The sequence below is a fragment of the Flavobacterium filum DSM 17961 genome (assembly GCF_000425465.1).
GTDB classification, from domain to species: Bacteria; Bacteroidota; Bacteroidia; order Flavobacteriales; family Flavobacteriaceae; genus Flavobacterium; species Flavobacterium filum.
Genome location: NZ_AUDM01000007.1, coordinates 103,044 through 128,018, shown reverse-complemented (window position 1 = coordinate 128,018; position 24,975 = coordinate 103,044). Strand labels below are relative to the sequence as shown.

Annotated in this window: 25 protein-coding genes; 12 read left to right on the top strand and 13 right to left on the bottom strand. The window is 33.8% G+C overall.

What is annotated here, in order from left to right:
- Positions 1 to 85 precede the first annotated feature (85 nt).
- The 4 genes from prmA (at position 86) to H601_RS0105000 (ending at position 3,206) form a co-directional block, all read left to right on the top strand.
- Entirely contained in the window at positions 86 to 922 is an 837-nt protein-coding gene (gene prmA, locus H601_RS0105015; RefSeq protein WP_026710489.1) for a 50S ribosomal protein L11 methyltransferase, read from the top strand.
- A gap of 74 nt (positions 923 to 996) precedes the next feature.
- Positions 997 to 1,272, top strand: coding sequence for an ATP-dependent Clp protease adaptor ClpS (locus H601_RS0105010; RefSeq protein ID WP_026710488.1), 276 nt, complete (start codon positions 997 to 999; stop codon positions 1,270 to 1,272).
- Positions 1,273 to 2,538, top strand: a complete 1,266-nt coding sequence (locus tag H601_RS0105005) for a sterol desaturase family protein (RefSeq protein WP_026710487.1) — start codon at positions 1,273 to 1,275, stop codon at positions 2,536 to 2,538.
- Positions 2,538 to 3,206 carry a lysoplasmalogenase gene (locus tag H601_RS0105000; RefSeq protein ID WP_026710486.1) on the top strand — a complete coding sequence of 223 codons (669 nt, stop codon included), beginning with the start codon at positions 2,538 to 2,540 and terminating at the stop codon, positions 3,204 to 3,206. The genes H601_RS0105005 and H601_RS0105000 overlap by 1 nt, the downstream gene beginning before the upstream one ends.
- A gap of 28 nt (positions 3,207 to 3,234) precedes the next feature.
- On the opposite strand, the gene H601_RS0104995 is transcribed toward H601_RS0105000, so the two are convergent.
- From H601_RS0104995 to H601_RS0104980, 4 genes are all read right to left on the bottom strand, one after another.
- Entirely contained in the window at positions 3,235 to 3,651 is a 417-nt protein-coding gene (locus tag H601_RS0104995; RefSeq protein ID WP_026710485.1) for a lipocalin-like domain-containing protein, read from the bottom strand.
- A 72-nt stretch (positions 3,652 to 3,723) separates the two neighbouring features.
- Positions 3,724 to 3,987, bottom strand: a complete 264-nt coding sequence (locus H601_RS0104990; RefSeq protein WP_026710484.1) for a heavy-metal-associated domain-containing protein — start codon at positions 3,985 to 3,987, stop codon at positions 3,724 to 3,726.
- A gap of 77 nt (positions 3,988 to 4,064) precedes the next feature.
- Positions 4,065 to 4,478 carry a DUF6691 family protein gene (locus H601_RS0104985; RefSeq protein WP_026710483.1) on the bottom strand — a complete coding sequence of 138 codons (414 nt, stop codon included), beginning with the start codon at positions 4,476 to 4,478 and terminating at the stop codon, positions 4,065 to 4,067.
- Between the two features lie 3 nt (positions 4,479 to 4,481).
- The gene (locus H601_RS0104980; protein ID WP_035655560.1) at positions 4,482 to 5,030 is read right to left on the bottom strand and encodes a YeeE/YedE family protein; all 549 of its coding nucleotides are present in this window, start codon (positions 5,028 to 5,030) and stop codon (positions 4,482 to 4,484) included.
- A gap of 105 nt (positions 5,031 to 5,135) precedes the next feature.
- Here H601_RS0104980 and H601_RS0104975 point away from each other — a divergent pair, with 105 nt between their 5' ends.
- Genes H601_RS0104975 through H601_RS0104965 form a run of 3 tightly spaced genes read left to right on the top strand, consistent with a single transcriptional unit; the run spans position 5,136 to position 7,337 of the window.
- Positions 5,136 to 5,597 (top strand): hypothetical protein, encoded by a 462-nt coding sequence (locus tag H601_RS0104975; protein WP_026710481.1) that lies wholly within the window; start codon positions 5,136 to 5,138, stop codon positions 5,595 to 5,597.
- 56 nt (positions 5,598 to 5,653) lie between these two features.
- Positions 5,654 to 6,472: a 3-deoxy-8-phosphooctulonate synthase gene (gene kdsA / locus H601_RS0104970; RefSeq protein ID WP_026710480.1), complete on the top strand. Its 819-nt coding sequence runs from the start codon at positions 5,654 to 5,656 to the stop codon at positions 6,470 to 6,472.
- A gap of 19 nt (positions 6,473 to 6,491) precedes the next feature.
- A complete protein-coding gene (locus tag H601_RS0104965; protein ID WP_156900345.1) occupies positions 6,492 to 7,337 on the top strand; it encodes a hypothetical protein in 846 nt (281 codons plus the stop codon).
- Here H601_RS0104965 and H601_RS0104960 read toward each other — a convergent pair.
- Positions 7,334 to 7,681: a DUF1801 domain-containing protein gene (locus H601_RS0104960; protein ID WP_026710478.1), complete on the bottom strand. Its 348-nt coding sequence runs from the start codon at positions 7,679 to 7,681 to the stop codon at positions 7,334 to 7,336. The two genes, H601_RS0104965 and H601_RS0104960, sit on opposite strands and share 4 nt — an antisense overlap.
- Positions 7,682 to 7,757: 76 nt before the next feature.
- Here H601_RS0104960 and H601_RS0104955 point away from each other — a divergent pair, with 76 nt between their 5' ends.
- The 5 genes from H601_RS0104955 (at position 7,758) to creD (ending at position 11,342) form a co-directional block, all read left to right on the top strand.
- Positions 7,758 to 8,381 carry a hypothetical protein gene (locus tag H601_RS0104955; RefSeq protein WP_026710477.1) on the top strand — a complete coding sequence of 208 codons (624 nt, stop codon included), beginning with the start codon at positions 7,758 to 7,760 and terminating at the stop codon, positions 8,379 to 8,381.
- Positions 8,382 to 8,491: 110 nt separating this feature from the next.
- Positions 8,492 to 8,788, top strand: a complete 297-nt coding sequence (locus H601_RS0104950; protein WP_026710476.1) for a winged helix-turn-helix domain-containing protein — start codon at positions 8,492 to 8,494, stop codon at positions 8,786 to 8,788.
- 46 nt (positions 8,789 to 8,834) lie between these two features.
- Complete coding sequence (locus H601_RS15255; RefSeq protein ID WP_084139932.1) at positions 8,835 to 9,509, top strand: DUF1361 domain-containing protein; 675 nt, start codon at positions 8,835 to 8,837, stop codon at positions 9,507 to 9,509.
- Between the two features lie 8 nt (positions 9,510 to 9,517).
- Positions 9,518 to 9,841, top strand: a complete 324-nt coding sequence (locus H601_RS0104940) for a hypothetical protein (protein WP_026710475.1) — start codon at positions 9,518 to 9,520, stop codon at positions 9,839 to 9,841.
- Positions 9,842 to 9,998: 157 nt separating this feature from the next.
- Positions 9,999 to 11,342 (top strand): cell envelope integrity protein CreD, encoded by a 1,344-nt coding sequence (creD, locus tag H601_RS0104935; protein ID WP_026710474.1) that lies wholly within the window; start codon positions 9,999 to 10,001, stop codon positions 11,340 to 11,342.
- 151 nt (positions 11,343 to 11,493) lie between these two features.
- Here the strand turns inward: creD and H601_RS0104930 are convergent, their stop codons facing one another.
- The 8 genes from H601_RS0104930 to H601_RS0104895 all read right to left on the bottom strand — a co-directional run bounded on the left by H601_RS0104930 (position 11,494) and on the right by H601_RS0104895 (position 24,757).
- Positions 11,494 to 12,927, bottom strand: coding sequence for an MFS transporter (locus tag H601_RS0104930; RefSeq protein ID WP_026710473.1), 1,434 nt, complete (start codon positions 12,925 to 12,927; stop codon positions 11,494 to 11,496).
- 151 nt (positions 12,928 to 13,078) lie between these two features.
- Positions 13,079 to 14,836 carry a family 43 glycosylhydrolase gene (locus H601_RS0104925; RefSeq protein ID WP_026710472.1) on the bottom strand — a complete coding sequence of 586 codons (1,758 nt, stop codon included), beginning with the start codon at positions 14,834 to 14,836 and terminating at the stop codon, positions 13,079 to 13,081.
- A gap of 65 nt (positions 14,837 to 14,901) precedes the next feature.
- Complete coding sequence (gene bglX, locus H601_RS0104920; protein ID WP_035655557.1) at positions 14,902 to 17,199, bottom strand: beta-glucosidase BglX; 2,298 nt, start codon at positions 17,197 to 17,199, stop codon at positions 14,902 to 14,904.
- Position 17,200: 1 nt separating this feature from the next.
- Positions 17,201 to 17,926, bottom strand: a complete 726-nt coding sequence (locus H601_RS0104915) for a carboxylesterase family protein (protein WP_035655554.1) — start codon at positions 17,924 to 17,926, stop codon at positions 17,201 to 17,203.
- Positions 17,916 to 19,295: a glucoamylase family protein gene (locus H601_RS0104910; protein WP_026710469.1), complete on the bottom strand. Its 1,380-nt coding sequence runs from the start codon at positions 19,293 to 19,295 to the stop codon at positions 17,916 to 17,918. The genes H601_RS0104915 and H601_RS0104910 overlap by 11 nt, the downstream gene beginning before the upstream one ends.
- Positions 19,296 to 19,373: 78 nt before the next feature.
- The gene (locus tag H601_RS0104905) at positions 19,374 to 20,279 is read right to left on the bottom strand and encodes a LamG-like jellyroll fold domain-containing protein (protein WP_026710468.1); all 906 of its coding nucleotides are present in this window, start codon (positions 20,277 to 20,279) and stop codon (positions 19,374 to 19,376) included.
- 41 nt (positions 20,280 to 20,320) lie between these two features.
- A complete protein-coding gene (locus H601_RS0104900) occupies positions 20,321 to 21,778 on the bottom strand; it encodes a RagB/SusD family nutrient uptake outer membrane protein (protein WP_026710467.1) in 1,458 nt (485 codons plus the stop codon).
- A gap of 9 nt (positions 21,779 to 21,787) precedes the next feature.
- Positions 21,788 to 24,757: a SusC/RagA family TonB-linked outer membrane protein gene (locus H601_RS0104895; protein WP_026710466.1), complete on the bottom strand. Its 2,970-nt coding sequence runs from the start codon at positions 24,755 to 24,757 to the stop codon at positions 21,788 to 21,790.
- Positions 24,758 to 24,975 lie beyond the last annotated feature (218 nt).

Sequence of the window (24,975 nt, the reverse complement as noted above, 5' to 3'; positions counted from 1 at the left end):
TTGTGTTTGTTGGGCAAAAGTAATTTAATTTTTGGAATGTAAAAGGAATGAAATTGCATTGTTATCTTTGCCCAAAAATTAAATCATGTCAAACAAATATTTAGGATATCACTTTACGGTTGAACCGAAAGAATTGGGTTGTGAAATTTTAGTGGCAGAATTAGGCGAAAAACCTTTTGAAAGCTTTATAGAAACCGAATTTGGCGTAACGGCTTACATTCAAAAAGAACTTTGGACAGCCAATATATTGGAGGATATTTATATTTTGACTTCTCCTGAATTTGTAATTTCTTACCAAATTGAAGAAATTGAACAAGTGAATTGGAATGAAGAATGGGAAAAAAACTTTGAACCCATTGATGTAGATGGAACATGTCACGTTCGAGCTCCTTTTCATCCTAAAACCGATGCAGAATTTGATATTATAATCGAACCAAAAATGAGTTTCGGAACAGGTCATCATGAAACCACACACATGGTCATTCAGCATTTATTAGAAACCGATTTGGTTGGTAAAAAAACCTTAGATATGGGTTGCGGAACTGCTATTTTAGCCATTTTAGCAGAAATGAAAGGAGCCAAACCTATTGATGCGATTGACATTGACAATTGGTGTTACTTGAATTCGATTGAAAATGCAGAACGAAATAACTGCCAACACATTAGCGTTTATGAAGGTGATGCGTCGCTATTAATTGATCAAAAATACGATGTAATTATTGCCAATATCAACCGAAATATACTTTTGAACGATATGCCTCGTTATGTGAATTGTTTAAATCAAAATGGTTTATTATTTTTGAGTGGTTTTTACCAAGAAGATATTCCGGCCATTGACGAATGTTGCCAAGAGTTAGGATTGAAATTGGAAAAAACTTTAGAACGCAATAATTGGGTGAGTTTGAAGTATCAGTTGGGATAGTTGGATTTTTAGATTGTCAGATTATTCGAAAATCAAAAAATCGAACAATCCAAAAATCTTTTTAAATAAAAAATATGAGTACGATAGAAAAAATTCAAGAAGAAGTTTTAGTCGAAGAAGCCGTTGGCATCAATAACGAAATTGTGCTTTTTAATGACGATGTGAACACTTTTGATCATGTGATTGATACGCTAATTCGCGTTTGCCATCACACGAGTGAACAAGCCGAACAATGTGCCATTTTAGTACATTACAAAGGGAAATGCACGGTTAAAACCGGACCTTTTGACGAATTAAAACCGCAATGTACTCAATTGCTAGAGGCCGGATTAAGTGCCGAAATTATTTAAATGGAACAATACGGTAAAATACTCATTATAGCCATGCCGGCATTTCTATTACTTATTTTAATAGAAAAAGCGTATGGTTATTTTAAAGGAAATGATACCGCTCCTTTGATGGATACCGTTTCGAGTCTAAGTTCTGGAATTACCAATGCTGTGAAAGATGTATTAGGCATTAGTGTTTCCATTTTGACCTACGAATGGATGGTGAGTAAAGTGGCAATTTTTACCATTGAAAACACAATTCTAACTTATATTATCGCCTTTTTTGTAATTGATTTTTATGGGTATTGGACACATCGATGGTCACATCAAATCAATATTTTTTGGAACAAACATGCTATTCACCACAGCAGTGAAGAATTCAATTTGGCATGTGCATTAAGACAATCCATTTCTTCGTTTGTCAATTTATTTACTTTTTTATTACTTCCGGCAGCTATTTTAGGCGTTCCGGCATCCGTCATTGCTATTGTTTTGCCATTGCATTTGTTTTTACAATTTTGGTACCATACCAAACATATTGGTAAAATGGGAATTTTAGAAAAAATCATTGTTACGCCATCTCATCATCGCGTGCATCATGCGATAAACAAAGAATATTTAGACAAAAATCACGGTCAAATATTTATATTTTGGGACAAATGGTTTGGCACTTTTCAGGAAGAATTAAAAGAAGTTCCTGCTGTTTTTGGAATTACAAGACCTGCTCAAACCTGGAATCCGATAAAAATTAATTTTCAGCATTTGTGGCTTTTAATCCAAGATGCATGGCGAGCCGAAAATTGGAAAGATAAATTCAGAATATGGTTTATGCCAACGGGTTGGAGACCAGAGGGTTTTGAAGAAAGATATCCGGTTCATAAAATTGAAGATGTGTATGCTTTTAAAAAATACCAACCCAGTCATTCCAACTTATTAACTTACTATTCCATTATTCAACTTTTTGTAACGTTAGGATTTGTAAGTTTCTTGTTTGCTAATGTGGCTTCAATTGGTTTACCAACCATTTTTATTTATGGACTTTTTGTTTTTGTAACTATTTACAGCTTAACTGAATTGATGGATACCAATCCAATTGCCTACTTTTTTGAATTGTTTAGAGCCTTTTTAGGTATTGGTATTTTATATTTTTATGGAGATTGGTTTGGTTTGAATCAACATTTTTTGGTTGGAAATTATATTTTAGGGATGTATTTCATCGTTTCATTTTTGATTTCATATTATTTTTCAAATTATGAATTTCATACTCCAACCTATTTACGACACTAATGAAAAGCAAGAAGTTTACCCGAAGTTTCATCGTATTCAGTTTTTTATATTTACTTCTTTTAATTAGTGGAAAAGAAGATATGGCTTGGTGGTTAAAACCGCTTTTAATTCCTATTCTAATAAGTATTGTTTCAATAAGCGAACCTTTTAAGACTCAAAAAATACTTCTCTTAGCCTTATTTTGCTCTTGGATTGGTGATGTTTTATTGATGTTTGCAAATCAACATGCTCTGTTTTTTATTTTCGGATTGATTTCTTTTTTAATGGCACATCTGATCTACTTATCTCTTTTTCAGAAACAAACGATACAATATGAACGTAAATCGTACTTAAAATTTATTCCTTTTGTAGTTGCTTATCTTTTAACTATACTCTACTTATTATGGGATACATTACATGAAATGAAAATTCCGGTTGCAGTTTATGCAATCGTTATTTCCTTAATGTTACTAATGAGTATTAAAGCCTATTTTCAATGGGAAAAACCAAGCAATTTTTGGGTTTTAATTGGAGCTTTACTATTTGTCATTTCAGATAGTATTTTGGCATTTAATAAATTTCATTCTCCAATTTTTATGAGCACATTTTGGATTATGAGTACCTATTTAGGAGCTCAATTTTGTATTGTGAACGCAATTTTACAAAAACAAAAAAAGCTGCCTTATTAGAGACAGCTTAGCTTTTATTTAATTTATTTTAGCTTCTGGTAAAAGTAACAACTATAGTTACCTCACTTCCATCTTCAAAATAATCATCTTTATATTTTACTACTAAAGTTGAACTATTTAAAGTAGTTACAGTAGCCGTTTGAGGTACACCATCCTCTGTAATTGTTATTTTATCTCCACTAATTGACCATACACCAGCAACATCTTCAAATAACTCACAATCCCATACATCGCCATAAACTACGAAACCATCTTCTCTGAATTGAATATAATCTTTCCCACATGCTTCATGATCATCATAAGGAAAAGTTTCGCCTGCAACTTTTGTTGTTTTGTAATACCACTTACCAACTAATTTTGCTTCTGTTACATTAACTGAATCATCACTTTTTGAACAAGAAAAGCTGATTGCAGCCAATACAAATAATACTACTAATTTTTTCATTTTTTGTGTTTTTTATAATTTGGTTGCAAAAATAATCTTTTTTCTCATAAAATCAAAAAGATAAAAATTCTATTACAATTTACCAATCGCACAACTTAAATACGATTTTGCTTTTTCACCAATTGAATTTTCTTCCCCAGCTTCAGGATAACCTAATTTTTTCAACGTTGATTTTACTTGATCGATTTGTTCTACATTTGTATAATCAAATGATAGGGTATTATCTTCAACACTCACAAAAACAGAAGAAACTTCATTAATTTTTGTAATTTTATTAATGATGGTATTCGCACAACCATTACACTTTACATTTTGAATTTTTAAGGTAGCTTTCATTTTTTACAGATTAATACACAAATTTATATCAATAAAAAAATTAAAAGTGTAACCTTTATTACACTTCAAAAATTGGTTTAGTGTGGTAATTTATCCTTAAACAAGCCATATAAAAAAGTTCCAAAAACGGCACCCAATAAAACAAAAGCAACGTTATAGATACCCGCACCCAACAGAATAAAAATAGGTCCCGGACAGGAACCAACCAATCCCCAACCTAGACCAAAAAGTGTTCCACCCAACCAATATCGCATATTACCATCTTCTTTGTCTAAAATTTCAATTGGATTTCCATCCACATCTTTTACTTTTTTTCGTTTGATGTATTGAATACCGATCAATCCGGTTGCTATGGCTGTACCGATTATTCCATACATATGAAACGATTGAAAATGAAACATTTCATAAATTCTGTACCATGAAACGGCTTCTGTTTTGGTGAGCACAATCCCAAATAAAATACCAACCAAAAAAAACTTTACTAATTTCATCTCTTAAAAAATTAAAGGTAAAAGAAAATGAGCCATAATTAATCCACCGATAAAAAATCCTATAACAGCTTTTAAGGAAGGAAGCTGCAAATTACTCAATCCTGAAATCGCATGACCTGATGTACAACCACCAGCATATCGACTGCCAAAGCCAATTAAAATTCCGCCAAAAATTAAAATGATAATTGATTTTGGAGAATAATCATTAAAAAGTGCATCAGGCACTAACTTTCCGTTGGGATTATCAATTCCCATTTCATTCAATTGCTCAACTGTTTTTGGATTTAAATTTACATTTGTAGCATCATGCAAAAAATGAACGGCTATAAAACCACCTAACATTGCACCCGTTACCACCACTAAGTTCCAACGTTGGCCTTTCCAATCCCAATCAAAGAAAGGAATTTTTTTTCCAATACCGGTCATAGCACATAGTGAACGAAGGTTGGATGACATTCCGAATGTTTTTCCAAAATAAATCAACAACAACATGACCAATCCAATTAAAAAACCGGAAATTGACCAATGCCAAGTATGAGAAAGAAATTCCATAAGCATTTTTTTAGCAAAAATAGGATTCTGAAATGGTTAACACAAATGAAAACACAATGGTTTTCTAAAAAAAACTTATACCTTTGACCTATTAATTGGTTTATTATGAAAAAAACTGTTAGCCTCCTTTTTTGTTGTATAACTTTGATGCTTTTTTCTTGCGGTAGTATAAAAAATACCATTAAAAATATTGATGATACCGCTCCTACTCCACTTTTAAAGAACAATATTTCTTTTGTTTTAAGTGAAATTAGTGATGATCCTAAATATGGTTATGACCCGGATTATCCGATTAATATTTTTTACAGAAACACCGCTAACGACACTATTAATCAAGAACGTTTTTTGAAAGCTTTGGCCGGTCCAAATGGTGAAAAAATATTTTATGAAAAACTAGAAAGCTGTTGTCCTTTCCCAACCAAAAGAAGTGAAATTGGTGCTGGTTTTTTAGATGTATATCAAGTAAATTGGGTAGGTTGCAAAAAACCACTTAAACTTTACTTCAATATTTATGAAAAAGGAAAGCTAATGGTACCAAAAGGCTTAACAGCTAAAAAAGACGAGTAACCTTTGTTACAAAATCAATAGAAAAAAATCGTACTTTTGCATTTTAAAAATCGAAAATGGATATTACCAAAATACCTCAAATTAAACATACCAATAGTGGAAATTTTTTTGTTTTAGCAGGACCTTGTGCTATTGAAGGCGAAGAAATGGCATTGCGAATTGCAGAACGTTTGGTTCAAATTACTGATAAATTAGCAATTCCTTATGTTTTCAAAGGTTCATTTAAAAAAGCCAATCGTTCTCGAATTGATAGTTTTTCAGGAATTGGAGATGAAAAAGCTTTGAAAATTTTACAGAAAGTTTCGCAAACGTTTGGTATTCCAACTGTTACAGATATTCACACTAATGAAGACGCTCCTATGGCAGCAGAATATGTTGATGTATTGCAAATACCAGCATTTTTAGTTCGTCAAACAGATTTAGTGGTAGCTGCAGCCAATACCGGAAAAACCGTGAATTTGAAAAAAGGACAATTTATGAGTCCGGAAAGCATGAAACATGCCGTTCAAAAAGTATTGGATTGCCAAAATGAAAATGTAATGGTTACCGATCGCGGTATCATGTTTGGCTATCAAGATATGATTGTGGATTTCAGAGGAATTCCAACCATGAAACAATTTGCTACTACTGTTTTGGATGTTACCCATTCTTTACAACAACCCAATCAAATGTCGGGTGTAACGGGTGGTCGTCCCGATATGATTGAAACCATTGCCAAAGCAGGAATTGTAACCGGTGTTGATGGAATTTTTATAGAAACCCATTTTGATCCGGCCAATGCCAAAAGTGATGGAGCCAACATGCTTCATTTAGATTATTTTGAAAATTTAATGACCAAATTAGTCGCCATCCGAAAAACCATTAATCAATTCTAATTTATTATTTTTTTATACCGTGAAAAATCAATCACTTTTGATTGTGCTTTTTTTTTGTGCCATATTTCAACACATTTCAGCTCAAGAAGTTCAAGTAAATCCGGAAAAATACACAGCCCATAACAAAGGTAAATTCTATATCTTTTGGGGAGGAAATAGGGAAGATTACTCAAAATCAGATATACGATTCAAAGGAAAAGATTATGATTTTACTTTGTATAATGTTGACGCACACGATAAACCAAAAGGTTTTCATATCGATTATTTTAACCCCATTCGAATGACTATTCCACAAACAAATTTGAGAATAGGCTATTTTATTACTGATAAATATAATATTTCAATAGGTTTTGACCACATGAAATATGTAATGTTTCAAGACAGAGCTGTTGATTATTCCGGAAATTACCCCAACCAAGGTAGTTATGGAGAAACTTTACCTAACGGACAAATTTTGCTAACAGAAGATTTTCTAACTTTTGAGCATACTGACGGTTTAAACTACGTAAATACCGAAATTGCACGTGTGGATGATATTTCGAAATGGTTTAAAATTCCTAATACGGATAAAATTCAAATCAATCTGACCGAAGGAGTTGGTGGTGGATTTTTATATCCAAAAACGAACACAAAATTGTTAGGAAAAGAACGTTATGATGAATTTCATGTTTCCGGTTACGGACTTTCAGCTAAGGCGGGACTAAATGTTACTTTCTTTAAATATTTCTTTATTCAAGGTGAATTAAAGGGTGGTTATATCAACATGAATGATATTCGCACCACTAAAGACAAAGCCGACCGTGCCGAACAAGATTTTTGGTTTTTTCAACGAATTTTGGTGATTGGAGGAATTTTCAGAATTTAGTGGAGTACTTTTGCCTCTAAAATAACTTCTTTCAAAATACTTACATCGATTTCTTCTAATGAAACATATCGAAGAGATTTGAATGTATTTCTTTTTTCTCCAACCAAATGATCCAAATGTTGCTCTAGTTGATAACCTTTATTGAAAGCTAAATCAACAAATTTTCCTTTGTGACTTGCGTTGATAAAGCAAAATGGCTTACCGTTTACATAGTAATAAGGAATTTTCCATTTAAAAAGCAAAACAGCTTCTGGCAACTCTTTCTCGATAACTACCTGCAAATTCAGTATTATTTCTTGGTAAAATTCGGGTTGATTTAAGATGTATTCTTCAGCTGGTTTCATTTTTCAAAAATAAACTAAAAAATATTTGGTTGTAAAATATTTTATATTTTACTTTGCAACTCAAAGTACTTTAAAAATGGAAAACGAGAAATACCTCAACGACCTTTCTGAAATCAAAAATTTGATGAACCGTTCCTCACGCTTTTTATCATTGAGTGGACTATCAGGAATTTTAGCCGGAACTTATGCGTTAATAGGAGCATATTTGGCCTATAAGACAATTTACTTTGACACTTCAACAATGGGAGGATACAAGAACCTTGTTATTTCAGAAGAAGCTGTTATCCGATTGCTTATAATTGCAGCTACAGTAGCCTTCCTTTCTTTGCTAACCGGTATCTTATTAAGCATTCAAAAGGCAAAAAAAAACAACGAAACCATATGGAACAATATAGCAAAAAGACTAGTAATCAATTTTTTAATTCCCTTAGCAACAGGTGGTTTCTTTATCCTATTTTTGATTGAAAAAGAAATGTTAGGGTTAATTGCTCCTCTCACTTTAATCTTTTACGGACTAGCCTGCGTGAATGCAAGCAAATATACCATCGGAGGTGTTCGTTATTTAGGACTAACATTTATTGTTTTAGGATTGCTTTCAACTTGGTTTTTGGGTTACGGATTATTATTTTGGGCATTAGGTTTCGGCGTTTGCCACATTTTATATGGTAGTATAATGTATTTTAAATATGAAAGAGGATAGATTGTTCGATTTTCTGATTATTAGTTCCGATAGCTATCGGAATAGATTCTTTCAATTTTTCAAATTTTATTCATCTGTGTTCCCAAAAATTAATTCCTTTTCTTTGCAAAATGAAAAACATCATTCAAAATATCAACAAAGCCTTTGACCATCGTATCCGACTGGGCATCATGTCGATTTTGATGGTAAACGAAAGTGCCGATTTTAATACACTCAAAGAATTGTTAGGCGTAACCGATGGCAACCTAGCCTCACATGCTAAAGCCCTAGAATCGGAAGAATATATTGCCATTGAAAAACAATTCATAGGCAAAAAACCTAACACCAGTTACAAAGCTACAAAGCTTGGAAAAAAAGCCTTTCAAGATCACATTGAAGCCCTTGAAAAATTAATCAAAAAAAGCTAATCTATTTTTTTATCTAATTACTTTGAAATACAAAGTACTTTTAAATATGAAAACAATCCATTTTTATCTTCAAATCAAAAAGAGAGAATTTCTTGTTCTTTCCATTCTTACGTTATTCTGTTTATGTTTATTACTCATTCGGGCAAAAGCTTCAAACAGTGTTTTCTTCTTCTTTCTAATTTGGAATTTGTTTCTGGGTTTTCTCCCCTATTGCATCAGTCAAATGTTCTTTTATTCTATAAAAATTAGAAATAATAAATGGTATAGGGCATTTGGATTACTAGTTTGGCTACTATTTCTTCCCAATTCATTTTATCTATTGACCGATTTTTTCCATTTGAATAAATTCAATTCGGTGCCGGTTTGGTTTGATCTTATGGTAGTAAGCTCTTTTTCGCTGACCGGTTTTTTGTTTGGTATTTTTTCACTTTTTACTATCGAAAAATTACTCCGTAATCATTATTCGGTAAACGTTTCAAAAATTTTTCTTCTAATAAGTCTCTATTTAAATGCATTCGGAATATACTTGGGAAGATACCTTCGTTTCAACAGTTGGGATGTACTTTCCAACCCGATAAACTTACTGAATTCTTGTATCAACTGCCTTTTTATTAGTGACGTTCAAAATTTTACACTTGGATTCGGAACGTTTTTAATGGTCATCTATTTTGTGGCTACTTCAATGAAAAAGAATGAAACAAATAATTTAAAAATCAAATAATCCATACTATGACTAAAAAAACCTATGCCACCGTTACAGGAAAACTTTCCACACAAATTGCCATTGCGTCTTTTGTAATAGGAACACTAGTTTTTTTATTACATCATCTATTTCCACAAGAAGATATAATTTTTATTCTGGGCTTCTTTTACGTGCTTACCGCCTTGTTTGTCAACGGTGTAGTCGTTCTCAATCTCATTCATCATTTTATCTTTTTTCAAAATCATCGAGAATATTTTGGGGTAAAAATTCTAATTGTATTGGCAAACATTCCCATCGCTGCTCTCTTTTTTTATCTAACCATTCATCACATCAACCTTTTAAACTTTTAAACCTTTAAACTTTTAAACCTTTAAACTCTTAAACCTTTTAATCTTTTAAACTCTTAAACTTTTAAACCTTTAAACTCTTAAACCTTTTAATCTTTTAATCTTTTAAACTCTTAAACTTTTAAACCTTTAAACTCTTAAACCTTTAAACATAAAAATCATGGAAAAACAAACCAATTTCTTTCAGTCCAACACCGCAAAAATCATCATGGTAGGCTTTTTAACGCTCATTTTATTGATTCCGCTTCAATTTGTGAAAAGCTTAATTGAAGAACGTTCCTTACGTCAAAAGGAAGTTGTTTCCGAAACCTCCGAAAAATGGGGCGAAGACATTTATTTTTATGGTCCAATTTTGAAAATTCCATACAAAGTGCACACAGAAAGCTTGCAATATGAAGCAAAAACCAATCAACATATAAAAAGCATTTCAACTGAAATTCGTTTAGCCTATTTCTTTCCGGAAGAACTAAAAAACACTACCGATGTCACAATGATCAAGCCTTTACAACGCAGTTTGTATAAATCGAATGTGTTTAATGCCCAAATGGATTTTACGGGAAGTTATGTTTTTCCTAACTTTAAAATCAACTCGATTGCCGATGAAAATATTATGTGGGACAAAGCCACGATTCAGATTAGAACCACTAATTTAAAAAGTATCAAAAGCCAAGTAAATCTGAAATTAGGCGATTCAGTTTATCGATTTGAACCCACTCAAAACAAACAAAACGATTCGATGTCAACGTTAGAAACCGGTTTGGTGAATTTGCAATCGCTTCGGGAGAACAAAAAACAAAACTTTGCTTTCAACATTAATTACAATGGAAGTAAGATGATTCATTTTGCTCCGATTGGCAAAACGACTTCGGCAAAAATGACTTCCAATTGGCCGTCGCCGAGTTTTTCCGGGAATTTTTTACCCAATGACAAAAACAAAGTAATTACAGTCAAAGGGTTTGAAGCCGAATGGGAAGTTTTGCACCTCAACAGGCCATTTCCACAACAATCCTTTGAAACATTACCAAATGTGAAACCGCACGCTTTTGGTGTCGATTTTATTACAACAGTAGATGAATACCAGCAAAACGAAAGAGCTTCGAAATACGGATTTTTGGTGATTGGACTAACGTTTTTAATCTTTTTCCTTATTCAAAGCATCAGCAAAATCAACATTCATATTTTTCAGTATTCGATGATTGGTTTGGCGTTGATTATGTTTTATACATTACTGATTTCGATTACGGAACACAGTAGTTTCACCTTGGCATATGTGGTTGCCGGAGCTTCGGTGATTGTGCTGATTTCGCTCTACTCGATTTCGATTTTAAAGAATAAAAAGTTTCCGGCTTTCATTGGCATTTCGCTCACGTTTTTATACACGTTTATTTTTGTGATAATTCAGATGGAAGATTATGCACTGTTGGTGGGTAGCATTGGATTGTTCTTGATTTTAGCTGCGGTGATGTATTTTTCTAGGAAGATTGATTGGGGAGCGGGGAATTAGGTTATTTTTTTAAACCATTAAGAAATTAAGGCTCATTAAGCTTGCTTGGTGAGGTTGATTTCTTGGTGGTTTTTTGTATTATTGATAAATTGGTATAAATAACAAAACCCGACAATCACTTGCCGGGTTTTGCTTTGACATTAAAATTATCTTAGTGTCCACCAGACACTTTTTGATCAAAATCAATTCCTTGTGCTTTTAAAATTCCGCTTACTTTCCATGCATAGAAAGCGAGATACGCAAAACAAGCTACCCCAACTATGTAACTAAAATGAATGTTGGTTTCATCAGCAACTACACCTTGTAACCAACTCACAATTCCTCCACCCATAATCATCATAATCAAGAAATTACTACCTTGATTGGTGTTTTTACCTAAACCACTGATGGCTAACGTGAATATACACGGCCACAACGTACTACAAAATAAACCAACACTAGTAAAAGCATAAACGCTTAGCATTCCTGTGGTAAACATCCCAATTAATAAAGCAACTATTCCTAAACTTGAGAAAATCAACAACATTCTGGCCGGATTTCCTTTGCTGGCAATATCAGCTGCGATTAAGACTACAATAACTAATGCATATACATAAAACGGTGTCAAATCATGTTTAGCTATCGCGTTAACCATCAAGAAAACTCCAAAAGCCAAATACGGAGCTAAAAATTTCAATATTTTTTCGGTGCTGGCTGTTGCATTAAATGCTTCAACAGCTCCTGTCCAACGGCCAATCATTAAACTCGCCCAATACAACGAAATGTAAGGTGCAATATCTTTGGTTTCAAATCCTAAACCGGATTCCATATAGGCCGGCAAATTACTTGCTGTGGATACTTCTACCCCTACATAAACAAAAATCCCAATCATTCCTAAAATCAATTGTGGATAGTGTAGAGCAGATTTTTTAGATGACTTAACATCTTCTGCAACCTCAACAACGGTTTCCGGTTGATCCGGTAAAGATGAAAATTTCAAAAAGATGGCTACCAAAATAAAAGCAGCTCCTAAAATCAAATACGGTATCTTTACACTTTCAATACTCACATCGGTATTGGCAGAAGCCGCAGATCCAAAAATAGCAAAACTCACAATCAATGGTCCAATCGTAGTACCAAAATTATTGATTCCTCCAGCCATTGTTAAACGTTGTGAACCGGTTGAAATTGGCCCGAGTGCAATAGCTAGTGGATTGGCAACCGTTTGTTGCAAAGAAAATCCGAGTCCAACAATAAACAATCCCGAAAGCATCAATGGAAAAGAACCATTATTAGCCGCAGGATAAAATAATAACGTCCCTAAAGCAGAAATGGTTAATCCTATAGCCAACGCATTTTTATACCCGATTCGGTTGATGATATCCCCTTTCGTCAGAAATGAAATTCCCATGTAAATTAAAGAACCTACGGTGTAAGCCACATAAAATGCGACGGAAACCAATTGACTTTGTCCTTGAGTTAAATCGAATGCTTTTTTGAAAACCGGTATTAAAATGTCGTTACTGGCCGCTACAAATCCCCAAAAGAAAAATACGGTAACTAAAGGAATGAACTGTGCCCATTTGGTTGAAGTGGTTGAACTCATAAATTGTTTTTAAAGGTTAGTTTGGTTTTTGATTTTTTATTTACTGTTCAGTAAGTGATTTAAAAAGTTAAATTTAATTAGAACAAAAAGAAAAATTCTATTAAAATAAAATAGTTATCAACGAAATCATGTTTACATTAACAAATGAGAATTATTCCGACTTTTTAATTTCACTTCGCGGACCAATCCCATTATTATTAAACGCCTCAATTTGAAAATAATACACATCGGAACGATCTAATCCATTGAAATAATATTCGTTCTTTCCATATACCATAATGGAACCGTATAATTTGTCCGGTGACTTTCCAAAATAAATCACATAACCATCTGCTGAAGGTTCTTGTTGCCATTTGAACCAAACGTTTCTGCGTTCCCCTTTTACTTTTGGACCGGAACGTAACGGCACGAAGTTTTGAACCGCTTTTGGTTTTTCGCCGGAGCCTTTTCCAAAAACCCTGAATCCGCTTACCGCAAATTTTCCGGTGGGCATTCCGTGATTTTCTAACTTTAAAAATCTGGTTTTTATTGGAGTTTGCAATTCAATGTATTCATGTGGAACATCTTTGTTACTTTTACTTTTATCTACAACTATTTTCCAATTCTTACCATCGTTCGAAGCATATAAAATATATTGATGACCATTCGTTTTATCGGGTTTTCCCATGAGTTCAACATCTTGATCAGCATAATTAATTTGAATGGCATTCACGGTACTCATTTCGCCTAAATCGGAAATGAAATACTCGCCTTTGTTACTGGTTTTTGCACTCCAATAGGTTTTGATATCTTCATTTACAGCAAAATTGGGTTTAAATCCACCTAAAGTTGAAGAAACCTGAACCGGTTTATTATAGTTTAACAACATCCAACCTGAAAAATGTTCCGTTAGATGATTTTTTTGTTCCGATGGTAAAAAGGTCGGATAATCACCATAAGCAGTATTACTGTACATTACGCCATCTTTATCAAATCCCGAAGGCCAAATACCGATGCGTCGTTCAAAATTATTCTTCACACAAATACCAATTGTGGAAACGTGCCAATATTGATTGTTCACATCTTGATATGTTGCACCATGCCCCGCTCCTCTTGCAAATCCACCCGGTTTATAAGAAAATGGATTGTGCGGTTGATAATCAAATGGTCCTAACGGATTATTCCCTACATACACACCATCGGCATAACCGCTAAATTCTGTTCCGGGAGCACCGTATTGCAAATAATATTTATTGTTATGCTTGGTCATAAAAGCTCCTTCGGTAAATGGTTGCAAAAAGGTATTATCATTGTTTTCGCCAAATCGCTCCCAACCGTGTTCATCATCGTTTAAGGCTAAAATGGGAACGGGCTCACCTTCCGGCTGAAATGTTTTTCGGTTTAATTTCAAACCATATAACGGATACAAATTACTGGAACCATAATACATGTACAATTCATCTTTCTCTTTGTCCCAGAATAGTTGTGGATCCCAAGCACCGGCTTGGTGTTTGTGTACCAATTCTTTCCAATCATCTATTTCGGGATTGGTACTCATCCACAACGGAAATTCTTTCGTATGTGTGGAACCAATGACCAATAATGTATCATTGACAAAAGATAAGGAAGGAGCACACAATTCATCCCACACTTTATGCTCGGGTCGAAGAAATTTTCGTGGAATAAACTTCCAATCGAGCATGTTTTCGCTATGCCAATATCCCCACTGGTTGGTAGAAAAAAGATAATATTTCCCTTTGAAAAATGTGATGACCGGATCAGCAGTTGCCCGATGTTTGCCTTGTTTGACAAAAGGTTCAATTGGACAATAACCATAATCGATATTGATGGGATTACAGTACGTTTTTTGTTGTGAAAAAACAGGACTAATTACCCAACAAATAACTATAAAAAATACTATTTTTTTCATGTCTGGATTTTAGAAAAAAACCCTTTGAAAAGTTCAAAGGGCTTAGTGAACAACAAAAACTCAAATTATTTAACTAGCTCAAACGGCTTATATTCGGTTACATCAGAATTTGTGCCGATAAAAACATGAAATGTTCCGGGTTCAGCAATAAATTCAAGTTCTGAATTATAAAATTTTAAATCTTCTTCTGTGATTTCAAAAGTTACAGTTTGCTTTTGGCCTTTGGCAAGGTATATTTTTTGGAAACCTTTTAACTCTTTTATTGGACGAGTCACAGAACCTACTACATCTCTGATGTAAAGTTGAACGACTTCTTTTCCGTCATAATTTCCGGTGTTTGTTATCTCTACCGAAGCAGTAATTTTTCCATTCGAACGCATTTTATCAGCGGATAATTGAAGATTAGCATATGTAAACTGCGTATAACTCAACCCAAATCCGAAAGGATAAAGCGGTTCATTGCGTTCATCAATGTAATTCGTTTTGAATTTTTCAAATTTTCCTTCGGTATTTCCAAGCGGTCTTCCTGTATTTTTAGCATTGTAATAAATTGGAATTTGACCCACACTTCTTGGGAAAGTTGCCGTTAATTTTCCGGAAGGACTTTCATCACCAAATAAAATATCTGTAATGGCTAACCCGGCTTCTGTTCCGGGAAACCAAACATTTAAAATAGCAGCAACTTTTTGACTTTCTTCCACCAAAACTAATGGTCTTCCTGTAAATAAAACCAAAACAACCGGTTTACCGGTTTTTAATAATGCATCCAATAATTCTTTTTGAACAGATGGGATGCCTAATTCTGTTCTACTGCTTGATTCTCCACTCATTTCAGAAGATTCCCCTAATGCAGCTACAATCACATCGGCTTTTGAAGCTACTTGAAGGGCTTCATTCAATAATTCTTCTTTTGAACGGTTGTCGCGATATAATGTTTTACCAAACATCGTCGCCCTTTCTTCATAGGCGGCATCAGCTACTAAATTACTGCCTTTGGCATAAAGTACATTCACAGATTTTCCCAAAACTGATTTCATGCCATCTTCCAAAGGAATAGCCTTTTCATGTTTTGTAGCCACACTCCACGTTCCAGGCATATTGACGGCATTATTCCCTAATGGACCAATTACAGCGACGGTTCCTGATTTTTTTAAAGGCAATAAACCTTTATCGTTTTTTAACAAAACAAATGACTCTGCTGCCGTTTTTCTGGCTTCATTACGATGGGCAACTGTAAAAATATCGGTTTTATTGCGTTTTAAATCACAATAACGATAGGGGTCGTCAAATAAACCTAAATCATATTTAGCACTCAAAATTAATCGAACAGCCTGATCAACTCTTTCCATTGAGACCTTACCTTCCTCTACTGATTTTTTTACGGTTTTTAAAAAACCTTCACTTACCATATCCATTTCAATTCCGGCATTAAGAGCAGTAGCTGAAACGGTTTGAAAATCACCTACACCATGTTCCATCATCTCTTGAATTCCGGTGTAATCCGTAACAACAAATCCATTAAAATTCCATTGTTTACGCAATACATCCGTCATTAGCCATTTATTTCCGGTGGCTGGAATACCATCAATTTCATTAAAGGAAGCCATAACCGAGCCCACTCCGGCATCAACAGCAGCTTTATAAGGTGGAAAATACTCATTATACATTCGAATTCTACTCATGTCAACCGTATTGTAATCTCTTCCACCTTCTGGAGCACCGTACAAAGCAAAATGCTTCACACAAGCTAAGAGAGTATTATTGAGTGACAAATCTTTTCCTTGATAACCTCTGACCATTGCTTTGGCGATTTCACTACCTAAATAGGCGTCTTCACCGGAACCCTCTGAAACCCTTCCCCATCTTGGGTCGCGTGAGATATCTACCATGGGTGAAAAAGTCCAATTGATACCATCTGCACTGGCTTCTTTGGCAGCAATTTGAGCACTTCTTTCAATCAATGACAAGTTCCATGTAGAAGACAAACCAAGTGGAATTGGAAAAGTCGTTTCATACCCATGAATCACATCCATTCCAAATAATAGAGGTATTTTGAGTCGGCTTTGCTCAACTGCAATTTTTTGAACTTCTCTTATTTTCTCAGCCGTTTTAATATTAAATAGCCCGCCTACTTTTCCTTCTTTGATATTTTTTGCCACATCTGAGCTACTGGCTTGACCAGTTGTAATATCACCAGACGTTGGCAGATTTAATTGTCCAATTTTTTCTTCCAAGGTCATTTTGGAGAGTAATTGCTCTATAAATTCTGTTTTAGAAAGGGTTACTTTTTGATTGTTTCCCTTTTGAGCCAACACAGAAGTTGTAATTAAAATAGTAAAAATTAAGGCTTGAAATAAACGCATATTATTGATTTTTTATTTGGCTTAACATCCATTTATATAGATTGACATCCGCATAAACTCTTGTCCAACTATCATGATTAGCATCATCAAAAATAGTCAACTGAATGTCTTTAGAGCAATTTTTTAATTTTTTATATATAGTGATAGAATACTCAACATCCACCACATCATCTAATAATCCATGATATATTCGAGTTGGAATATGAGCAATTTTACAATTTTCAATCATTGGAACCCTATCTACAAAACCACAAATTGGTATTAATGCAGCAAAAGTTTCCGGATGAGCAAAAGCTAAATTCCATGCTCCCCATGCTCCCATACTCAACCCGGTAAGGTAAATTCGACTGTTGTCGATTGGGTTTTCTTTCATTATTTTCTGAATCAATTGATGCAATGATTCTGATTCCCAATAAGCATTTTCAGGACATTGAGGGGCTAAAACATAAGCGTCTAATTCATTAGTTTGAAGATACTTTAACGGACCATGTACTTTTACTTTTTCCAAATCAGTACCTTTCTCACCAGAACCATGTAAGAAGATAATCAATGGTTTTTTTGTTCCGCTTATTTTTGGTTTATGTAAAATATAGCCATAATTTACTTTATTTTCTAACGTAACGGAATAACTTCCTTTTGTTTCTTGACTATACGCAACAAAAGGAAAATATCCTGTTATTAAAAAACAGAAAATGATACTATTGACTAAACTTTGTTTAAAAACCATGTTGTGAGGATGAAAATCCTAAATTCTGTAAACCTGTACGAATTTCTGGAGCTTGCATAAACAAATTCCATAAAAATCCGGTTCTGTAATTTTCTATCATTGGAACAATCGTTCCTTGATCAATAGCTAAATAGCGTTTTGTTACCCAGTTATGATGTGGTGAAAACGCGTCATAAGGTCCAGCCACACCAATTAATCGGTTTCTCCAATCATTGCTTTCGTAAAAATACCGCAAAGCTTTCATAGATTCTTCTGGCGTGTAGGGAAATGAAGATAATGCTGCTGTAGGCGTAATGACTCCTCTGTCATTACCGGGTTTATGATCGGTATAACCAACTGTTCCATTTGCATTTCTGGTGTAACTTGCTGTTAAACCCCAACATTCATCGCTGTAGCCATTCCAACCTATGGGATTAGCCACACAATAGGCATGCATGATTTTTGTATGATTTTGAGTTAATTCCCAATAATTAGCATATTGGTCAGTTAGTCCTCGAGGGTCTAACCCCAAATAAGAATAATGTGCCCAAAACATTGGACCAACAATAGAAGCCCCATTGTAATTAAAAATCTTAGGAATGTTATAACTGGAAGCCGCGGTAACAATTGCACCATTTCTAGCCCATGCTTGATGATAGGCTTCTGAGGGAATTGGATGCGTTGGCGAAGAAGCTCCCATGATATACGTAATTAAACACTCATTATAACCTTCTAATTTAAAATTTAATTGCCATTCATAATCAGGAGACCAATGCCAATACATTGCATTTTCACCTTTTGTATACCAGTTCCACTCTACTCCTCTCCAAAGTTCATCGGCTTTTTGTGCTAAGGCTTGTTCGGCTTCTGTACCATTTTTAAAATATTCACGAACACAAATTAATCCTTGACACAAAAAAGAAGTTTCTACAATATCGCCACCATTATCAACGGTGCCAAAAGGAACAGTATTTCCATTAGTTCCGTTAATCCAATGACTCCAAGCTCCGTGAAAACGATCGGCGTTTTCTAGGAAATTTAAAGCCGTTTGCAATCGAGAAACAGCTTCTTCTCTAGTTACAAAACCTCTTTCTATTCCTACTAAAACAGTCATCAAACCAAAGCCTGAACCACCTGTTGTAACTAAATGCTCATCTACAAAAGGTTCATCTACATGGTAGCGTTCTCTAGCTAGTTTTGAATTGGATTCTGCATAATTCCAAAAATATTTAAAGGCATCTTTTTGAGCTAAATCCAATAATTCTTGCTCTGATAAAGGTGGAATATTTATGATATCATCATCTTCTGTCTCTGATTCGTTCGTTTTAGAACATGAACAAGAGATGAAAAAAAATTGAATAACAAATAAATATTTTAGGAGATTTTGCATATAAAATTCATTAAAAAAATTAAGTAGAAATAAACCTAACAGGAAAATATCCTGCTAGGTTTATCATATGAAAACAAATTATCTTCCTGCTTTTTCAAGCTCATAAAGAGCACCGATTTCAGCTTGGGTTAATGTTTTATCATAAATTCTAACTTCATCAACTTGGCCTTTTAAAGCTTTATTCCAAGTATCAGTATTTGTTCCATTAACTACAGTTTCCAATGCTCCAATTACTGGTCTTGTTGGCGTAAAATGATTTAATAAAAATGCATCTCCACCATTTCTTACTTCCCATGCAGAATTTGAAATTTTCACACCATTCACATATAATCTGTTGGTTGCAGTTGGCCCATCATAAACATATACAATGTGAGCCCATTGTCCTCCAATTTTATTCGGATTCCAAGTATGAGTAGCATCCATCCAAGGCTCTTGTTTTAACATATTAACGGCATCTCCACCGAATTCTGTTCCATCTTCTTTTTTAATTCTAAAAATACCTTTTACTTGAATTGAATCACTAGTTGTTAAGCCATGTGTCTCGCCAAATAAATTTAAATTTCCAAATACTTCACCTGTTCTTGTTAAAGAAAATATTGGAGAAATGTTACTTGGACCGTCTGGAACTAATTTAGTATTTGAAATTTTTGCCCAACAGCTGATTGAAGCACTTCCTGAAGTTGAACTTAATGCCGCAATTGTAGGATAAGCCAAATACCCTTCATTAAAATTAGCTCCTTGTCCTTTTATACCAGTTACAAATGTAGTAGCAACTGTAGAAGATGGAGCTGTGTTCGAAATTTTTTCATTTCCATTTCCATTTAATGGCCAGTATGCTTTTAAAGCTGAAGCAGCAACCTCATCTGCACTATTATAGCCTCCAATTGGTGGTAATTTTTTCGAATCATCATCGCTACAAGCGATAATAGTTGCACCAATTAATAATAAAGACATAGCCTTCATTGATAATTTCATTGTTTTCATAATCATAATGTTTAAAATGTTAAATATTTAAGTTAGTAATATTAATATCCTGGGTTTTGAGTTAACAATCCACCACTTGCAATAATTTGATCATTTGGAATTGGGAATAATTCATGTTTCCCTACCACAAATGTTTTACCGTTTGCTAACATTGCACTTACTGCGGTTCCGGTTCTTACCAAATCAAACCATCGGTCATGCTCCATAGCCATCTCCCATCTTCTTTCATTTAAAATGGATTGCAACGTTACTGTTGTTGCTTGATCAAGCCCTGCACGTAAACGTAGTTCATTAATTCGGTCAAGAGCTTCCCCTGTCATTCCCAATTGAAATCCAGCTTCAGCTCTAATCAACAAAATATCACTGTATTTTAAGATTCGTAAATTTTTGGCTGTTTCTCCTTTATCATCATTCCATAACTCTAAAAGAGGACTTTGATAAGCTTTATAATTATACCTTGGATTGGTCCAACTTACGGGTGCAATGAATCCATCCCATAGCACTGATGGAACAAACATTATAGCAGCTTCTTTGCGTAAATCTCCACTTTCATAAGAATTAGCTAAACTCAATGATGGTGTATTGAACCCCCAACCCAAATCAGGTGTTCCTCTTGGACCTTGAACATTGGTATAATCACGTAATCCTTTTGTTAAAGTTGCTTGCACCTCATAAATGGATTCGGCTTTATTTTCACCAATTTCTCTCCAAACATCGGCATAATTACTTAATAATGCATATTGACCTGAAGTGATAACCTCACCTGCCATATCATAAGCCAATTGCCATTTGCCTTGGTATAAATAGGACTTTGCTAGTAACGCTTGAGCGGCACCTTTTGTAGCTCTGCCCAAATCATTTGGAGAATATTGCCCTTTTAATGGTAATTTGCTTATTGCATCTAACAAATCTGTTTCAATTACGTCATATACTTCTTGTTTTGATTTTCTAACAAAAACCACCTCATTTATGGTCTCACTATCATTAATATCAATTTTTTCAATTACAATAGGAACTCCACCAAAACAACGTACTAAATCAAAATAAAAAAGGGCTCTCAAAAACTTTACTTCACCAATTAATCTGTCTTTTAAGACAGGGTCAATAGTTAACTGATCTAAATAAAACAAAGCATTATTTGCTCTGTAAATACCATCATATCTACCTTTCCAAACATCGTTAAATGAAATATCAGTGGCATCAAAAGTTAAATTATCCATTCTGTGTTTATCCGTTCCGGTATCGGTTGCAGTAGAACCTTTATCTGCATCATCTGAAGTGATACTGGTTATTCCTATCCAAGAAAAGGAATACATGTTATAATCCAGTTGTTTATTATACACTCCATTCACCAATTGGACTGCATTTGCCGGATTATTTAAAAAATCAAATTCATTTATAACATCATTCGGTTTAACATTCAAATCATCTTCACATGATAAAAAACCAACCAATGTTAATACAAATAAGAAAACTTTATATTGAACTATTTTTTTCATAACCTTGATTTATAAACTTATGTTAACACCCATTAAAAAAGATTTATTTGTTGGATAGGCATCTAATTCTATCCCTGCAGAACCCAAAGGATCAGCATTATTATTTCCTGATATTTCAGGTGAAAAACCGGTATATTTTGTAAACAAAAATGGATTTAATGCCGTGAAATAAAACCGTACTTTATCTATTTTTTCATAGAATTTTGGTAAAGTATATCCAATAGTTATATTATTAATTCTGAAAAAAGAACCATCTTCTATATAGTAAGTGGAAGAAACAGGAACGATATTAAACGGAAGTGGATTAGGGGCATTTGGATTAGTTGGTGTCCAAAAGTTATCTAAAACTGCACTCTCAATATTCTCTCCACCAAATCGTTGTGCTTTTTTTCCATTATAAATTTTATTCCCTCCAACCCCATACGTATCAACAGAAAAATCAAAATTTCTATATTTTCCCCCTAAACTTAAACCATAAGTATGTGTTGGCAAATAAGAACCTGCAACCACTCGCTCGGTACTATACGTAAATGCTCCATCAGCATCAATCCCCGTTACTTGATAAACATAAAAACTTCCTAAAGGTTCACCCACTAAAACTTGTTTTGTCCATTGCCCATTATTGATACTACCCCCAATGAAATCAGAGAAATATGAATTACTCACACTAGTTAATTCATTTTTGTTATAGGAAAAATTTCCACTGACCCAATAAGATAAGTTGCCATTAATTTTTCCATCCCATTTTAAAGATAATTCGACCCCTTTGTTTGTAACATCGCCTGTATTTACAGTTACTCTTTCGGGAGAAAGAACAGTTGGTAACGTTATTGGTAAAATTACATCTGCAGATTTTCGATTGTATAAATCAATGGTTCCTGACAAGCGATTATCCAAGGTCTTAAAATCAATTCCAAAACCTAATTCTTTCATGGTTTCCCATGTTAAATTCGGATCTACCTGATAAGGTTGGTTACTCCCCGGATTAATGATTTGATCTTCACCAAAAGCATAATTAAAGTTGGAAGAAAAAACCGGAATATTTAAAGAATTAATTGTATTCCCGTTTCCTACTTCACCATAACCGGCTCTTATTTTCAAAAAGTTTAGCACTTTAGAACTTTGTAAAAACTTTTCATTTGATGCTATCCAACCCGCAGAAACAGAAGGAAACATTCCCCATCGTTTTGACTCTTGAAAGGCACTAATTCCTTCTCTTCTTAAAGAGGCTGCAAACAAATATTTCCCACTGTATTCATAATCCAATCTTGCAAAATAGGAAATAGAAACTATAGGAGTTTGAACTGAGTGTGATACTACCGCTCCAGGAGCAGTTTCAGTATTATATGAAGATAAATTTAATGACCAATAATTAGATTGCTCTGGGACATTCCAACGTGTTCCTGTCAAAAAATCGCTATTACCTCTAGTCGATCTTGACATACCCAATACAGCTGTAACCTCATGTTCACTAAAAGATTTTTTGAAGGTTACAAAATTATCCCAGTTCCATAGATAACTATTTGCTCTTCTTTGTTGTAAAATATTAATAGGAGCATTTGGAGAATAATCCTCAATAGTTGAAGTAGCATTTTGAGACAACCAAATTTCTCTACTTGGTGTAAAGGTATAACCTTTTGACCAATCATAAGTTGCACCAAAGTTAGATGTAAATTTTAGTTCTTCTAAAATTTTTATTTCAGTATTTATTGAACCAAATAACGTAACGTTTTTATTTTCTTCATTCGTGTAAAACAATTGTGCTGCAGGGTTAGCAACATTATTGAATCGGTCACTTCCGTTAATGTCAATTAAACCGGTTTCAGGATTTCGAAGAGGAACTCCCCATCTTCCGTTATCAAAACGCACTGGTACAATTGGAGATTGCTTGTATGCATTTGTAAATGCACTCAATGGTTTAGGAGTATTGTTTACGATGGATAAATTAATAGATGGAGCAATTTTAACCCGTTGATCTAAAATATAAAACTCATTTCTTGAAGTAACATTAGTTCTTTCAAATTGAGTTCCATTCAATATACCTTTTTCCTTTAAATTTGTAGCTCCCAAATAATATGTAGCATTCTCATTACCACCGGAAATGTTGATGTGATTACTCATCACTTCCCCATTATCCGTTATTTCATCTAACCAATTAGTATTATAAGGCTGTTCAAAGTTAAAATAAGAGGATGATCCTTGTGCGGTATTATTATAATAAGCAAATCGATAGGAATCAGCCATTTTAACTTCTCTTTGGATAAAGCGTTGACCGTAATAAGAATCAACATTCACTTTCATTGTTCCTTTTTTACCTTTTTTAGTGGTGATGATAACCACACCATTAGAACCTTTTTGACCGTAAATAGCCAATGAAGAGGCATCTTTTAAAATGTCCATCGTTTCAATTTCATTTGGACTAAGGCCATTTAAACTATTACTTTCAATACCATCAATCACATAAAGCGGATCTCTTGCACCAAGAATAGTACCTAAACCTCTAATTCGTATTGATGGATTTGCTCCCGGTTCATCATTCGTAACAATATTTACACCCGCTGCTCTACCTTGAATGGATTGAATAGCAGACTGTGATGGGGTTTTTAAAATATCAGCTGATTTGATTTGCGAAACCGAACCGGTTATTGAACCCGCTTTTTTGGTTCCGTAACCTATTACTACGACCTCAGATAGACTTTTTGAATTATCATCTTCCAATTTAACTGTCATTCCATTTGTAGCCGGAACAGTTTTCTTTACAAAACTTAACATTGAAAATTGAAGTTCATCTCCTTCATTAGCTTTGATCTTGAATTTACCATCAAAGTCTGTAACCGTATTTTCATTAGTTTTGACAACTAATACAATTACATCAGGTAAAGGCATACCATTTGAATCAGTAACTTTTCCGGAAATTTCTTGTGCTTGGATAGAAGGAATAGTTACTATTAAAAGTAACAAATAAAGAATCCTATACATAGTGTTAGTTTGTTTAGTTTGATATCGTAAATATACTAACTAAAACGATGTAGTAAACAAATAAATTAAGCTACAATTATACATCAAACAAAAAATAACGTAAAATAAAATATTGAATATCAATTATTTAAATACAAAAATAACGAATATGAATACATCGTTAAAAAAGCTAAATGATGTATAAATGATGTAGTAATAGATTACTATTTAAAACACCT

Excerpts from the sequence above, each read along its gene's own strand:
- prmA (WP_026710489.1), top strand. The coding sequence starts at position 86 with ATGTCAAACAAATATTTAGGATATCACTTTACGGTTGAACCGAAAGAA.
- H601_RS0105010 (WP_026710488.1), top strand. The coding sequence starts at position 997 with ATGAGTACGATAGAAAAAATTCAAGAAGAAGTTTTAGTCGAAGAAGCC.
- H601_RS0105005 (WP_026710487.1), top strand. The coding sequence starts at position 1,273 with ATGGAACAATACGGTAAAATACTCATTATAGCCATGCCGGCATTTCTA.
- H601_RS0105000 (WP_026710486.1), top strand. The coding sequence starts at position 2,538 with ATGAAAAGCAAGAAGTTTACCCGAAGTTTCATCGTATTCAGTTTTTTA.
- H601_RS0104995 (WP_026710485.1), bottom strand. The coding sequence starts at position 3,651 with ATGAAAAAATTAGTAGTATTATTTGTATTGGCTGCAATCAGCTTTTCT.
- H601_RS0104990 (WP_026710484.1), bottom strand. The coding sequence starts at position 3,987 with ATGAAAGCTACCTTAAAAATTCAAAATGTAAAGTGTAATGGTTGTGCG.
- H601_RS0104985 (WP_026710483.1), bottom strand. The coding sequence starts at position 4,478 with ATGAAATTAGTAAAGTTTTTTTTGGTTGGTATTTTATTTGGGATTGTG.
- H601_RS0104980 (WP_035655560.1), bottom strand. The coding sequence starts at position 5,030 with ATGGAATTTCTTTCTCATACTTGGCATTGGTCAATTTCCGGTTTTTTA.
- H601_RS0104975 (WP_026710481.1), top strand. The coding sequence starts at position 5,136 with ATGAAAAAAACTGTTAGCCTCCTTTTTTGTTGTATAACTTTGATGCTT.
- kdsA (WP_026710480.1), top strand. The coding sequence starts at position 5,654 with ATGGATATTACCAAAATACCTCAAATTAAACATACCAATAGTGGAAAT.
- H601_RS0104960 (WP_026710478.1), bottom strand. The coding sequence starts at position 7,681 with ATGAAACCAGCTGAAGAATACATCTTAAATCAACCCGAATTTTACCAA.
- H601_RS0104955 (WP_026710477.1), top strand. The coding sequence starts at position 7,758 with ATGGAAAACGAGAAATACCTCAACGACCTTTCTGAAATCAAAAATTTG.
- H601_RS0104950 (WP_026710476.1), top strand. The coding sequence starts at position 8,492 with ATGAAAAACATCATTCAAAATATCAACAAAGCCTTTGACCATCGTATC.
- H601_RS15255 (WP_084139932.1), top strand. The coding sequence starts at position 8,835 with ATGAAAACAATCCATTTTTATCTTCAAATCAAAAAGAGAGAATTTCTT.
- H601_RS0104940 (WP_026710475.1), top strand. The coding sequence starts at position 9,518 with ATGACTAAAAAAACCTATGCCACCGTTACAGGAAAACTTTCCACACAA.
- creD (WP_026710474.1), top strand. The coding sequence starts at position 9,999 with ATGGAAAAACAAACCAATTTCTTTCAGTCCAACACCGCAAAAATCATC.
- H601_RS0104930 (WP_026710473.1), bottom strand. The coding sequence starts at position 12,927 with ATGAGTTCAACCACTTCAACCAAATGGGCACAGTTCATTCCTTTAGTT.
- H601_RS0104925 (WP_026710472.1), bottom strand. The coding sequence starts at position 14,836 with ATGAAAAAAATAGTATTTTTTATAGTTATTTGTTGGGTAATTAGTCCT.
- bglX (WP_035655557.1), bottom strand. The coding sequence starts at position 17,199 with ATGCGTTTATTTCAAGCCTTAATTTTTACTATTTTAATTACAACTTCT.
- H601_RS0104915 (WP_035655554.1), bottom strand. The coding sequence starts at position 17,926 with ATGGTTTTTAAACAAAGTTTAGTCAATAGTATCATTTTCTGTTTTTTA.
- H601_RS0104910 (WP_026710469.1), bottom strand. The coding sequence starts at position 19,295 with ATGCAAAATCTCCTAAAATATTTATTTGTTATTCAATTTTTTTTCATC.
- H601_RS0104905 (WP_026710468.1), bottom strand. The coding sequence starts at position 20,279 with ATGAAAACAATGAAATTATCAATGAAGGCTATGTCTTTATTATTAATT.
- H601_RS0104900 (WP_026710467.1), bottom strand. The coding sequence starts at position 21,778 with ATGAAAAAAATAGTTCAATATAAAGTTTTCTTATTTGTATTAACATTG.
- H601_RS0104895 (WP_026710466.1), bottom strand. The coding sequence starts at position 24,757 with ATGTATAGGATTCTTTATTTGTTACTTTTAATAGTAACTATTCCTTCT.